9 protein-coding genes and 1 pseudogene are annotated in these 14,376 nt (G+C 34.1%); 6 read left to right on the plus strand and 4 right to left on the minus strand.

Annotated elements, in window-relative coordinates:
* The 4 genes and pseudogenes from GBO31_RS03060 to GBO31_RS03075 form a co-directional block, all read right to left on the minus strand.
* Positions 1 to 853, minus strand: a pseudogene (locus GBO31_RS03060) (glycoside hydrolase family 65 protein); the annotation flags it as partial.
* Positions 854 to 940: 87 nt separating this feature from the next.
* The gene (gene pgmB / locus GBO31_RS03065; protein WP_219006848.1) at positions 941 to 1,603 is read right to left on the minus strand and encodes a beta-phosphoglucomutase; all 663 of its coding nucleotides are present in this window, start codon (positions 1,601 to 1,603) and stop codon (positions 941 to 943) included.
* Between the two features lie 4 nt (positions 1,604 to 1,607).
* A complete protein-coding gene (locus GBO31_RS03070) occupies positions 1,608 to 2,957 on the minus strand; it encodes an MFS transporter (protein WP_219006849.1) in 1,350 nt (449 codons plus the stop codon).
* Positions 2,958 to 3,089: 132 nt separating this feature from the next.
* Complete coding sequence (locus tag GBO31_RS03075; protein ID WP_219006850.1) at positions 3,090 to 4,112, minus strand: LacI family DNA-binding transcriptional regulator; 1,023 nt, start codon at positions 4,110 to 4,112, stop codon at positions 3,090 to 3,092.
* Positions 4,113 to 4,337: 225 nt separating this feature from the next.
* On the opposite strand from GBO31_RS03075, the gene GBO31_RS03080 reads away from it, so the two are divergent.
* The 6 genes from GBO31_RS03080 to GBO31_RS03105 all read left to right on the plus strand — a co-directional run bounded on the left by GBO31_RS03080 (position 4,338) and on the right by GBO31_RS03105 (position 14,360).
* Positions 4,338 to 7,292, plus strand: coding sequence for a SusC/RagA family TonB-linked outer membrane protein (locus tag GBO31_RS03080; protein ID WP_219006851.1), 2,955 nt, complete (start codon positions 4,338 to 4,340; stop codon positions 7,290 to 7,292).
* Positions 7,293 to 7,301: 9 nt separating this feature from the next.
* A complete protein-coding gene (locus GBO31_RS03085) occupies positions 7,302 to 8,921 on the plus strand; it encodes a RagB/SusD family nutrient uptake outer membrane protein (protein WP_343211284.1) in 1,620 nt (539 codons plus the stop codon).
* Positions 8,922 to 8,954: 33 nt separating this feature from the next.
* The gene (locus GBO31_RS03090; protein WP_219006852.1) at positions 8,955 to 10,172 is read left to right on the plus strand and encodes a SusF/SusE family outer membrane protein; all 1,218 of its coding nucleotides are present in this window, start codon (positions 8,955 to 8,957) and stop codon (positions 10,170 to 10,172) included.
* Between the two features lie 70 nt (positions 10,173 to 10,242).
* Positions 10,243 to 13,065: an alpha-amylase family glycosyl hydrolase gene (locus GBO31_RS03095; protein WP_219006853.1), complete on the plus strand. Its 2,823-nt coding sequence runs from the start codon at positions 10,243 to 10,245 to the stop codon at positions 13,063 to 13,065.
* A 365-nt stretch (positions 13,066 to 13,430) separates the two neighbouring features.
* Positions 13,431 to 13,664: a hypothetical protein gene (locus GBO31_RS03100; RefSeq protein WP_219006854.1), complete on the plus strand. Its 234-nt coding sequence runs from the start codon at positions 13,431 to 13,433 to the stop codon at positions 13,662 to 13,664.
* 471 nt (positions 13,665 to 14,135) lie between these two features.
* Positions 14,136 to 14,360, plus strand: a complete 225-nt coding sequence (locus GBO31_RS03105; protein ID WP_219006855.1) for a hypothetical protein — start codon at positions 14,136 to 14,138, stop codon at positions 14,358 to 14,360.
* Positions 14,361 to 14,376: the final 16 nt, after the last annotated feature.

Raw genomic sequence — 14,376 nt, forward strand, 5'->3', positions numbered from 1 at the left:
GCTTAAGAACAGCTGCACTTGCAGAGGCGATATCTTCTTGTTTATGATTTAAAGAAACTGTATATCCACCAAACTTATGTAAAATCGCTGTTTTTCCTTTTCCTACAGCAACATCATACGTTAAACTTGCATACGTTTTATTTGTCTCTACAGACGGGTATACTTCCTGCAATTCTCCATCCAAAAACAATTGATTTAACATTCCAGTACAAACATGGAATTCAGTTTTCATAGTTTTGGAAGATATAAATGCTGCATTTCCTTTATGAGAAACTTCATAAGTATCCCAAAATTTATCATCCCAATTAGTATCTTCATTGGTAATTCCAGCATCTAAATACGGAGTAAAACTAATCTCTGCATCCTTATTTAAAGGAGAAACTTCATACTTAATTGCACCAACTTCATCCAAATCTAAACTTAAAAAACGAGTAGACTTAATAGATACTTCTGTATTATTTCTAAGTACTGCTTTGAAAGAACGCTGATACCAACCTTCTTTCATATTTAATTCTCTTCGAAAATCAGATACTGTTTTGCATCTATGAAGATCTAATTTTTCTCCATTGATTTCTACATTGATTCCAATCCAATTAGGCGCATTTAATACTTTAGCAAAATACTCTGGATATCCATTTTTCCACCAACCAACTTTGGTTTTATCAGGATAATACACTCCTGCAATATAACTCCCCTGAAAAGTAGGGCCTGTATACGTCTCTTCAAAATTTGCACGCTGCCCCATAGCACCGTTACCAATACTAAAAAGACTCTCTGAGGATTTAACTCTTTCTACATCAAATCCTTCTTCAATTATCGACCAGTTATCTGGTTTAATATAATCCTGATTCATCGGTTCTCTTTTTTTAAATTTTAGTTGCTTGAAGAATCTCTAAAGAAGTTTTTACAATACTCCTGAAAACTCTTCAAATTATTCTCATTATTTTTCGGTTGTAACTAATTGGTTAATGAATTCTTCTTTTATTTCGGTAAAATCACTAAATACATAATCCGCTTCATGTAAAACCTCTGGATCTCCAATACCAATACTGATCATATTAGCAATATTTGCCGCTTGAATTCCCGCAACAGAATCTTCAAAAACCACACAATCCTTAGGAGCAACCCCTAGTTTTTGTGCACCTATTAAAAACACTTCTGGATCAGGTTTTGCTTTGGTAACATCAGTTCCGTCAACAATGGCATGAAACTTTTCTTTTAATAACACTTTATCAAGAATAACTCTTGCATTTTTACTGGCAGAACCCAGAGCAATAGCTTGATCTTCGGTTAAAAGATATTCTAAAACTCTAGGAACATCAGGCAGAATTTCCGAAGTATCCATGGTTTCAATGTAATTCAGATATTCTTCATTCTTTTTAGCCATTAACGTGGTAAACTCTTCTTCCGAAATTGTTTTATTTCCCCATTCCAAAATTTTTTCTAAGGATCTTATTCGGCTAACTCCTTTCAATTGTTCATTCTGTTCTTCAGAAAAAGATATACCGAGGGTATTGGCTAAATTTTGCCATGCCAGAAAATGGTATTTTGCGGTGTCTACTATGACACCATCTAGATCAAATATGAATGCTTTTTTAGTCATTCTTTTAATTTTTTGTATTAATTAAAGTATCATCAACATCTTTAACTCTTGCAACTAATATAGCTGCCACAATAAAAGACAAACCACTTATTACCAGAGCATAAATAGGATTTCCTCCATAAAAATACTTAACTACCGGTCCCCCTATAATTGCATTGATAATTTGAGGAAGTACTATAAAGAAATTAAATATCCCCATATAAACCCCCATCTTTTTCGCAGGAATAGATCCAGCTAATATTGCATAAGGCATGGCTAAGATACTTGCCCATGCAATTCCTATACCTATCATAGACAATATTAACCAGTCTTCATTTGGTGCTAAATAAATAGAAATAAGACCCAAACCACCAATCACTAAAGATACTGCATGGGTTAACTTCCTACCTATTTTTAATGCTATGTAAGGCAAAAAGAATGCAAATATTGCTGAAATAGCATTATAGACTCCAAATAATACACCAACCCAATCTCCAGCATTTTGATAAGCTTCACTGCTATGGTCACTGAGTGGCAAACCATAAATATGATGGGCTATAGCTGGTGTCGAAAAAACCCACATTCCAAAAAGACCAAACCAAGAAAAAAATTGAACTCCACTTAACTGTTTCATTGTTAATGGCATTTTTCTAAAATCTGAAAAAATATTCATTAAAGAAGATTTTTCTTCCTCTAAATCTTCTTCATCGTTTTCAAATGCCGCTAACTCCTCTGGAGAATATTCTTTAGTAGTAAAAACTGTCAACAGTATACTACCTATTAATACGATCGCCCCAATAATAAAAGATAATAACAAATGTAATGGAACTTCCCCTATCTCTGCTTCATTAGAAATACCAAACCAATTTGCCATTACATAAGGTAACCATGAACCGATTACAGCCCCAATTCCTATTAAAATGGTTTGCACACTAAAGCCAAGTGTTCTTTGATCCGATGGAAGATTATCCGCTACTAAAGCTCTAAAAGGTTCCATAGCAACATTAAATGATGCATCCATAATCATTAACATACCAGCTCCAACCCACAAAGAAGGCAAAAACGCAGTAAACATGTCCGCATTAGGCATTAATAATAACCCTATCGAAGCTAGAATAGCTCCAGTAAGAAAAAAGGGTCTTCTTCGACCTAAACGAGTCCATGTTTTATCACTATAATATCCAATTATGGGTTGTACAATTAGACCAGTCAAAGGTGCAACCACCCAAAACCATGATAATTCATGTACGTCGGCTCCAAAAATTTGAAGTATTCTACTGGCGTTTGCATTTTGTAAAGCAAAACCCATTTGTATTCCCAAGAAACCGAAACTCATATTCCATATTTCCCAGAAACTTAGCTTACGCTTGTTCATTAAGTAAATCTTTAATAATTACTATGATAAGCGCGTACACTTATCAAAACTTATGCTAGTAGAAAGTGAAAATATAAGTTCTGATAGGGGTCAAATATATTATATTATTTTAAATAAAATAATTTTAGTGTGTTATTTTTTTGTTGATTGTCTTTGGATTAAGCTTGTATCAATAATCACTGTCTTGTATTCTTCTGGCACATCCTCTTCTCCTTCAAGCTTATCTATAAGTAGCTTTGCTGCTCTTATTCCCATCTCTTCTCCATGCTGACTAATAGTAGTTAAACTTGGGATAAAATGTTTAGATAAAATACCATCGGTAAAACCAACTATAGAAACATCATCAGGTACTTTTTTCCCCTCTTCGTTTAGAACTCTTGCAGCCGTAACAGCAAACAATTCATTCACCGCAAAAATAGCATCTACATCTTTATCCTTAAGGAAACTAGATATCTCTGATTCGCAATTATCAATATCTTCTATTTTTAAAATATAATCCTCTCTAGCTGTTATATCATAAGCTCTTAATGCTCTCAGATAACCATTTGTTCTAAGTTTTCCAACGCTTATATAATCAACTGTAGTTAGTATTGCTATCTTTTTACATCCAAGAGAAAGTAAATGATTTGTAGCTGTTTGTGCTCCTTTTCCATCATCAATAATTACTTTATCACAAACAAGTTCATCAATAATTCGATCAAAAAGTACAACTGGCATTCCCTGACTCATTGTTTCTTCGATATGATGGTAATCTTTCTTTTGCTGTGTCTCTTTAGCAACAGATAAAATAAACCCATCTGCACTACCGCTTGCTAACATTTCTAAATTGATGACCTCTTTATCAAAGGAGTTATTTGAAGAACATATGATTACATTATACCCCTTTTCGTTGGCAACCTTCTCTACACCACCAATTACAGTAGTAAAAAAATGATGAACAATTTCCGGAATGATCACTCCTATCGTCTTGGTTTTTCTGTTTTTAAGGCTTAATGCAATGTTGTTAGGTTTGTAATTATACAACTTAGCGAAAGCTTTTACCTTTTGTCGAGTATCAAGACTAATTTCTACGCTATCTTTTAATGCTTTTGACACCGTAGAGATGGATACATCGAGCTCTTTTGCTATTTGTTTTAACGTAACTTTTTGCTTCATTTCCCTTGAATTTTTATTAAAAGTTAAATTTTGTTGCGAAAATATGCGATATGATCATAATTACCCTTAAAATTTTAACAGAATTTTAAAAGTTATCCACACGCAAACGTTTTCGTAAGGTTACGGCTACACCGTACCCGAAATTTAACACAGATTTTACATACATTGGTTCTCAGAAAGTGAAAATATAAGGCTAAAAACAATTAAAAACTAATTTAATATTATATGAAAACATTTACTAAAAGCGCATTGTTTTTATTGTGGTTGATACCAATGAGCTTTTTTGCACAGTCGACAGTTACGGGTACTGTTACTGACGCTGGAAATGGTCAACCGATTCCCGGTGTAAATATTATAGTAAAGGGAACAACAAACGGAACATCGTCAGATTTTGACGGTAATTACGTATTAAACAATGTAAACGATGGAGACATCATTGAATTCTCTTATGTAGGTTTTATTGCTCAGGAATTTACGTATTCAGGAACTAGCAGAATCGATGTTACTTTACAAGAAGACGCTGCTGAACTAGAACAAGTAGTTGTAATTGGATACGGTGCTGCTAGAAAAAAGGATTTAACAGGATCTGTTAGCACTGTAACAGCTGATGATTTTAATAAAGGAAACATTGTATCTCCAGAAAATCTGTTAAATGGTCGTGTGGCTGGTGTTAATATTAATGCTGGTGGAGCTCCAGGTTCGGGTGCGGCTATTAGAATTCGTGGTGGTGGTTCTCTTGCTGCTTCCAATGATCCATTAATTGTTATTGACGGTTTACCTGTTAATAATAATGTAGTAGGTGGCTCACAATCTATTCTTTCCTCTATAAACCCTAACAATATTAAATCTTTTACCGTATTAAAAGATGCATCTGCAGCTGCAATTTATGGTAACAGAGCATCAGCAGGGGTTATCATTATCGAAACAATCAAAGGTAGTAAGGGGTTTCAGGTAGATTATAATTTTCAATCGGGTATTTATACAATTCCCAATACGATAGACGTTTTTTCTGCTAATGAATTTAGAGATTTAGTAAGAGAACAAGCTCTAGTGAACAGCAATATTGACCCTACTTTATTAGGAAATGCTAATACTGATTGGCAAAAAGAAATATATAGAAATGCGGTATCTACAGACAATAATATTTCTATAAGAGGTTCTTTATTTGATGTGCTACCTGTTAGATTATCATTAGGTCATCTTGATCAAGGTGGATTACGTTTAACTAGTGAATTTGAAAGAAGTACTGCCGCATTAGTACTTAATCCAACTTTTTTAAATGGAAGTCTTAAGATAAACTTAAATGCAAACGCTACTTTTGAAAAAAGAAGATTTGCCAATGGTGTTGAAGGTGCAGCTCTTGCATTTGATCCTACTCAACCTGTTAGAGACCCTAACTCCCCTTTTGGAGGTTTTTTCGAATATGACAGCATCAACCCTGACGGATCTTTTAACGATATATTAGCTGTTTCTAACCCTGTGGCATCACTTTTACAAAGAAACAATCGTAGTGAGGTGGATCGTTACTTTGGAAACTTCAAAGTAGATTACTCTTTTTGGTTTTTACCAGAATTAACAGCTACTGTAAATGTAGGTTTTGATGAACAGAATGGTGATGGTTTTAATGAATTATCTAGACAGAATAGTAGTGGACAATTATTAGCTGATGGTAGTTTAGATGGTTCTCTAACTGAATTTGAAAGTTATAGACGAAACACCTTATTTGATTCATATTTGAATTATAAGAAAGATTTCGGAGGTTTCAATTTAGACATAACTGGTGGATATTCTTATCAAAACTTTAGAGTAGAAGATTCTAATACAGGAGAGCTTAGAGGTGATAACGAATCTAATCAGGCAATCAGAGCTTTTGATCCGGATTTAGTATTAGTCGCATTTTTCGGTAGAGCGAATTTCTCTTTAAACGATAAGTATTTATTGACTTTATCCTATAGAAGAGATGGAACATCAAGATTTAGTGAAGATAATCGATGGGGTAATTTTCCATCAGCAGCATTTGCATGGAATATCTCTGATGAAAACTTCTTAGCAGATTCTCAAACCTTGAGTAACTTAAAACTTCGTTTAGGATACGGTGTTACTGGACAGGAAAATATTGGAGCTGGACAATTTAATAAATTACCATATATCGCACAATATCAATTGAGTCAAAATACTTCTCAATATATTTTCGGAGATGCTTCTATTACAGTTGCAAATCCATCTTTAAGAAACGAGGAATTAAAATGGGAAGTTGCTACCCAATATAACATAGGTCTAGACTTTGGATTATTTAGCGACCGAATTAATGGATCTGTAGATGTTTACCGTAGAGAAACAGAAGATCTTTTTATTAGTGGTAGTTTACCTGATGGTGCCAACTTTGGAAACATTGGACAGCAGAATCTTGGAGAGCTATTAACAGAAGGTATAGAACTAAATCTTAATGCAGACATTGTAAGAAATGAAAACTTTTCATGGAATATCAATTATAATGCTGCAATGATTGACCAAGAAGTTCAAAAACTTGTAGGTGGTGAAGACCAATTAGTTGGTGCATCTGTAGGTGGTACAGGTGGTAACGTTCAATTACACAGAGAAGGGTTTGCTCCTTTTTCTTTCTTAGTATTCAAACAATTATATGATGAGAATGGTGCTCCTATAGAAGGTGCTTATGCCGATTTAAATGGTGATAATATTATCAACAGTGATGATAGATACATTTACCGAAATCGTGATGCTGATGTAACCATGGGATTCCAATCGAATATGACTTATAAAGGATTTGATTTCTCATTTAACCTTAGAGCGAGTCTTGGAAACTATGTGTTTAATGCAGTAGAGAATTTAGCGACATTCAATGCTATTAATAACAACGGTACACTAGCAAATATAAATACATCAGTACTAGACACCAATTTTAATGTTTTTGGAGACACCTTCCAATCAGATATTTACGTAGAAAATGCTTCCTTCCTAAAGATGGATAATGTAACTTTAGGATACACCTTTAATAAATTCTTTGGAGATACTTCTTCAATACGATTATGGGGTGGTGTACAAAACGTATTTATATTGACTGAATATTCAGGATTAGATCCTGAAATCTTTTCAGGGATTGATCAAACTATCTTCCCTCGCGCAAGAACATTCCTAATGGGAGCTAATGTAAAATTTTAATTAATTGTTATGAAAATGAATATAAAAACTAATTATTTCAAGTATTTAATGCTAGTGATGGGAATCATAGCTTTAAATTCTTGTACAAGTGATTTAGATCAAGATCCAAGGGATGACAGGGTTTTTATTGATGAAGAATTCTACTCTGAACCTGGAGCTTACGAGCAAGCTATCGCCGGAGTGTATGGAAACTTTTCTCTTACAGGATTAACAGGCCCTACCTCTTCTAACATCGGAGGGTTGGATGCTGGTACGAGTCAATATGGTCGTGGTATTATGAATATGCAAATATTTAGTACTGATGAAATTGTATGGACATATATCAATGATGAAAGTGGATTTATAGATGATTTACAAACTTCTACTTGGACAGGAGCTAATACAATTCTTCGTGGATTCTTTAGTAGAGCTATGTATTCTGTTGCATTATCAAATGAGTTTTTACGTCAAACTACTGATGATAAATTGAACTCTAGAGGAGTTAGCGGAGAATTGAGAACAGAAATCGCAGCTTATAGAGCTGAAGCTAGATTAATTAGATCATTAGCTTATTATCATCTAATGGATTCTTATGGAAGAGCTCCTTTATATACGGAAAACGATGTTGTTGGTAATACTCAAGGACCTGAAATGGATCGTCAAGAATTGTTCGATTTTATAGAGACTGAATTACTGGCTATTGAATCTGAACTTGCAGATCCTAGACAAAACCAGTATGGAAGAGCAGATAAAGGAGTAGCTTGGGCAATCCTTGCCAAAATGTATTTAAATGCAGAAGTATATATTGGAAGCAATAGATACAGTGATTGTATCACTTATTGTGAAAGAATTATTAATGGAGGATACACCTTAGCTAATAATTATAAAGATCTTTTTAGAGGAGACAATGATACGAATCAAGCGGCCAATGAAATTATTTTCCCGCTGATCGCGGATGGGCAATTCGTACAAAATTTCGGTCCAACAACTGTAATGACCAATGGTGCTGTAGGAAGTATTGAACAAAATGGAGAAAACCTAGGTGTATCTGCCGGAGGTTGGGGTGGCGCTATCAGAATATCACCTCAGTTTTCTGAGAAATTTGATGCTGCTGATTTTACAAACGACGAAAGAAACACAATCTTAAAAGAAGACAGAATCGCAGAGATTACCAATGTTACAGATCCTGGAACAGGTTTCGTTTTAGAAAAATATACTAACGTAACCACGGGAGGTGATACTGGAACGGACACTAATAATACATTCTCAGATGTTGATTTCCCTCTTTTCAGGTTAGCTGATTTTTACCTGATGTATGCAGAAGCAAATCTTCGTGGAGGAGGAGGTGATGAAAACACTGCTTTAGGTTATATCAATGACCTTAGAAATAGAAGTAATGCAGGAACAGTTTCTTTAGGTGATGTTGATCTTGATTTTATCATTGATGAGAGAGCAAGAGAATTATATTGGGAAGGACACAGACGACAAGACTTAATACGTTTTGGACTTTTCTCTGGAGGAAGCTATAACTGGGCACTTAAAGGAAATTCTTTAAATGGTATTTCTATACCAGCATTTAGAGACCTATTCCCTGTTCCTGACGCGGCAAGAGCTGCTAACCAAAATCTAGGCCAGAACCCTGGTTATTAATCATTAAACTCAATTCTTAAAAATAAAAGCAAAATGAAAAAAGTACTAATATTAATTCTTGCACTTGTAGGTATTGTTACCTTCAATGCTTGTACCGATGATGACGCTCTTGTATTTACAGCACAAGATCCTGTTGAAGCAATAACTTTTGTAAATTCTTTTTCTTCAGAATATGTTTTAACAGCTGAAACCTTAGATAATACTGCAGAAAGATTTGTATGGCAATCTCCAGATTTTGGAGTTGAAACAGCAATAAGTTATGAACTTCAAGGGGCTGCTATGTCTTCATTTGACACTTTTGAATCTCTTGGAACTACTTCTGCGAATGATATCTCAATAACGGTAAAACAATTATTTGACCTTGCAGCAATTGCAGGAATAGATAATGACCCAGAAACATCTCAAGTGGATGGAGACGGAAATCCTGTTCTTGATGGTGATGGTAACCCAGTACCAAACAACGCAGGAGAATTGTTCTTTAGAATAGTAGCTTCTGTAGGTACTACAGCTGATGGTCCTTCTACAACTTCTGATGTTTTACCACTAAATGTATTCTTACCAGAGCCTACTGGTGAAGAGCCTATCGTATTATTAAGAGAATTATTTTTAGTTGGAAATGCAACAGCAGCTGACTGGAATAATAACAATAATAATACTCCATTAACTAGAGATCCAGGAAACGAAAATGCTTATAGCTTTACTGGATATTTTGTAGCTAATGAATTTAAGTTACTTGAGACTAAAGGTCAGTGGCAACCACAATGGGGGTTAGACGGAGGATCTTTTACTAGTAGTGATATTCTTGGTGGAGACCCAGGTTCTTTTGTAGTTCCAACAACTGGATATTATACGTTAACGGTTTCTGTTGATCCAGAGAACTTATCTTATACATTTGATCCTTTTGATGCGAGTACTTCTCCAACATATGCTACTATTGGTGTTATCGGTAATGCTACTAATAGTGCTGATGATGATGGTGATGGAACTCCTGATGGATGGCAAAGTGATATGGATTTAACTCAATCAACTTTTGATCCTCATATCTGGTATGTTAATGGAATAACTCTTGAAGTTGGTGAGATCAAATTTAGAGCAGATGATGATTGGGCTGTAAATTGGGGAAATAACACTGAGCTTACTGGTTTTGGTACCATGGGTGGACCAAATATTCCAGTTTCTAGAGAAGGTGTATATGACATTTGGTTTAATGATCTTAACGGAAGTTATGTTCTTATTCCAATAGTAGAATAACATATCATAAATAATCAAAAAGGCTGTTTAATAACAGCCTTTTTGTATTATAAATACAAAACATATAGTCATGAAAAAATTTACTTTATTACTCATATTCTTTTTGGGATTGACCTTAAGTCATGCGCAACAACAAAATGCTACCTTCACAATTGATCCGGCAGCATTTAATGAAGATGATGAGATTACAATTACAGTTTCAGGAATTGATCTTAGCCTTTGGGGAAATACTGATCTTTATTTATGGGCTTGGTATTTCGATAGCCCAACCGCAACAGCTGCTATTAATTCTCCAAATAATGGAGATTGGACCGATTCCTCAAACGCAACAACTCCACAAGTTTTTACTGATAATGGGGATGGCACCTACTCTATCACTTTAACTCCTACCACTTTTTACGGAGCTACAGGAATTGATCGTATAGGAATGCTAGCAAAAGCTCAAGATGGAACTGGAGATAATAAAACACAAGATAATGTTGTCAATGTAGGTATATTTCAACTTACTTTAAATACACCTACAGATGCTGTTAGCATCATTGATAATGGTAGTGATTTAGCTATTTCAGCTACCTCTACAGTCAGTGCGGATTTTGAATTATTTGCTAACGGAGCATCGGTAGACACACAAGCTGGAATTACAAATTACACTACTAATTATACGATCACCGAAGGTGTTGATTTCGAATTAGTAGCAACAGAAACAGGAACAACAAATTCATTATCAGAAACATTTTCTGCTATTACTACTCCTGTGGTTACTGAAGCACCTGTACCAGCAGGTATGCAAGATGGATTAAACTTAGATGGAACTTCAGCGACTTTCGTACTATTTGCTCCTGGAAAAGATTATGTACATCTTAAAGGTAATTTTAACGGTAATGACTGGAGTCTTGACAATACCTATTTACTAAATAAAGATAGTGCACAAGATAAATTCTGGATTACTATTGATAATTTGCCTAATAATGCAGATATATTATATCAGTATGTTGTTGACGCTTCTATTTCTGTAGCAGATCCCTACTCTACTTTAATATTATCTGAGTTTAACGATGGTTTTATTGATGATACAACTTTCCCTAATTTACCAGATTATCCTACAGGGAAAACAAATGATGCTGTTTCTTGGTTCAAAACTGGAGAAGCTGATTATGTATGGCAAACTACCAACTTCCAAAGACCAGCAGTTACGGATCTAGTAATCTACGAATTATTAATCCGTGACTTTGACAACCTACATTCTTTTGATGCTGTAAAAGCAAGATTAGATTATTTAGAGGATTTAGGTGTAAATGCGATTGAGTTACTACCTGTATCAGAATTTGATGGAAATATTAGTTGGGGTTACAATCCTTCTTTCCATATGGCTTTGGACAAATATTATGGTACTCCAACTGCTTTTAAACAATTTGTTGATGAATGTCATGCCAGAGGAATTGCTGTAATTTTAGATGTGGTGTATAACCATGCAACAGGTCAAAATCCATATTATAGAATGTGGAATACATCTGGTGGAGGTTATGGAGGGCAAGCAAGTGCAGATAGCCCCTTCTTCAACCAGACAGCAACGCATTCTTTTAGTGTGTTTAATGATTTTGATCATAGTAAACAGGCTACGCAAGATTATGTAAAAAGAACTGTTGAGTATTGGATTGAAGAATATAACGTTGATGGTTTCAGATGGGATCTAACCAAAGGGTTTACTCAAAACTGCACAGCCTCTAACGATGCTTGTACTAATTCCTTTCAGCAAGATAGAGTTGATATTCTAAAAGAATATGCTGATTATCAATGGGATGTTGATCCTAATTTTTATGTCATTTTTGAACATTTAGGAGGCATTGCCGAGGAAAAGGAATGGGCTGATTATCGAGCTAATGAAGGTAAAGGTATATTACTTTGGAACAAACAAACCGATCCTTACAATGAGTCTACAATGGGTTACCATGATAATGGTAAATCCAATTTTTCAGGAGTATCCTATGCTGTAAAAGGTTTTGATGGTCCTTCTGCAATTTCATACATGGAAAGTCATGATGAAGAGCGATTAATGTATAAAAACGTTCAATTTGGTAATGCTACTAATGCTCCAACGTATGACGTAACAGAATTATCAACTGCATTGGACAGAGTTGAGCTTGCAGGTGCATTTTACTTTACGGTTCCAGGTCCAAAAATGATATGGCAATTTGGAGAACTAGGATATGGTTTTAGCATCAATAGATGCGAAGATGGGTCCATTGATAATGGATGTAGAACAAATCCTAAGCCTATTCGTTGGGATTACTTAAATGTTTCAGACAGAACTGATGTATATGACATATATGCTAAGCTAATTAAATTAAAACTGAATGAGAAGATATTTAAAACCGATAACTTTACCTTATCCGTATCAACTTCGAATAAGAAAATTCAGCTTACAGATGATGCTGCAACTGGTGATGAGATTAGATATGTAACGATTATTGGAAACTTTGGAGTAAATACAATTTCTATGAACCCTACTTTTCAGGAAACTGGTACTTGGTATGATCTATTAGATGATACAGGCGCAAGTATTGAGGTAACAGATGTAAATGCTACGATCAGTTTAGAACCAGGAGAATTTAAAGTATATGCAAATGAGCAAAGAAGTTTAAGCACACCAGATATTACTAATAATCTAACTAGTTTTAATGCATATCCTAATCCTGCAAAAACAGCATTTAGCATTGATGAATCCGTACAAAAAGTATTTGTATATAATATCACAGGAGCACTAGCTAAGAAGTTTGAAGGTAATTTTGAAGCTGGAAGTAGTTTCGAAATAGGAGATCTTGCTAGAGGATTATATCTAGTACAAATCCAAAATGAAAAAGGAATAGCCACCACCAAGTTGAGTTTGCGCTAAAAAGCGGAAAACCGCATGTATTTTAAAAGGAGTGCTGAAAAAGTGCTCCTTTTTTTATCGCTTCTAAAATAGATTGTAAAACAAAATATCGAAATCAATTATATGCTGTAGCCATTAAAATGCTCCTTCTCTTCTTTAGGAAGTTCCAAAATAAACCTGAAAACAATAAAATTCTAATCTAACAAACCAATACATTACTAATTGTWATTTTATTCAAAATACTGTTAAAAACCAATAATTCTCACAACTTATTAACACTACAACGTTGTAGTAAAATTTCTTATAGTAACATTCCCTACTCTTTTTACACTGGATAGTAGTAGTATACTATGATCAATAATTATTAATTTTTAACAAGTAAAATCATGAAAAAAAAGTTTTTATCTAAAATTAAAGATGCTAGATTATTAAACAAAGAAGAAAGTAAAACAATTTCTGGAGGATATGGCAATGGAAATGGCGTTGGTCCATTATGTGGTTTACCTTTATGTAAAAACACCTATTATAATGTATCACTTCCTAATTGTTCTTATGCAAATGGCAAAGTATTTTTTGGGCAAACTCATTTCAATTCGACAGAATATTGTGAGATCTTATGATCTAGGAAATAATTCTAAGTTTTTGCTTCTAAGTTTTTTTTATGGGAAACAATGAAACAAGTACTGGATTTAAAGTAGGTTAGTATCTCACTAACCTGCTTTTTTTTAGAAATCATAGTTGAGCTACTTATTTTAAAGAACATAAAAGATTCATTATCAAATTAAATAGCGGAATATAATCATAACACAAAGGCTTCAATTCATAAAAATCTTAAACTAATTATAAATTATAGAGACTCATAATTTCCCTTTTTCTCAAATTTTGAGCGGACATCAGAATCTCAATCTAACAAAATACTACCCCAAAACCTTATTTCTTGATTGAAATTATGTTAAAACAACAACATATTTCGCAACTTATTAACACTACAACGTTTTAGTAAATTTTCTCCCCGTAACATTTTTCTCTTTACACGTATTATATAAGTATAGTATACTATCAAATCATTATTAATTTAAAATCATTTAAAAATGAAAAAATCGGAAATTTTAGGAAAAATCAAAGATGTTCGACTTCTTAGCAGAGTTGAAAGCAAATCAATCTCTGGAGGATATGGCGGATATGACCTTCCTACTTGTAATTTACCTAGATGTGTACATGGATGGTATCCTTTACCTGACTTAACTTGCGACTTTGCTCCTGCTTATATGGGATCAATTGGCGGAGGTAGATATGGGAAATGTCTTTCATATTAAGTCAATATCTTAAGCA

This window comes from Aquimarina litoralis, from assembly GCF_019295435.1.
GTDB lineage: Bacteria > Bacteroidota > Bacteroidia > Flavobacteriales > Flavobacteriaceae > Aquimarina > Aquimarina litoralis_A.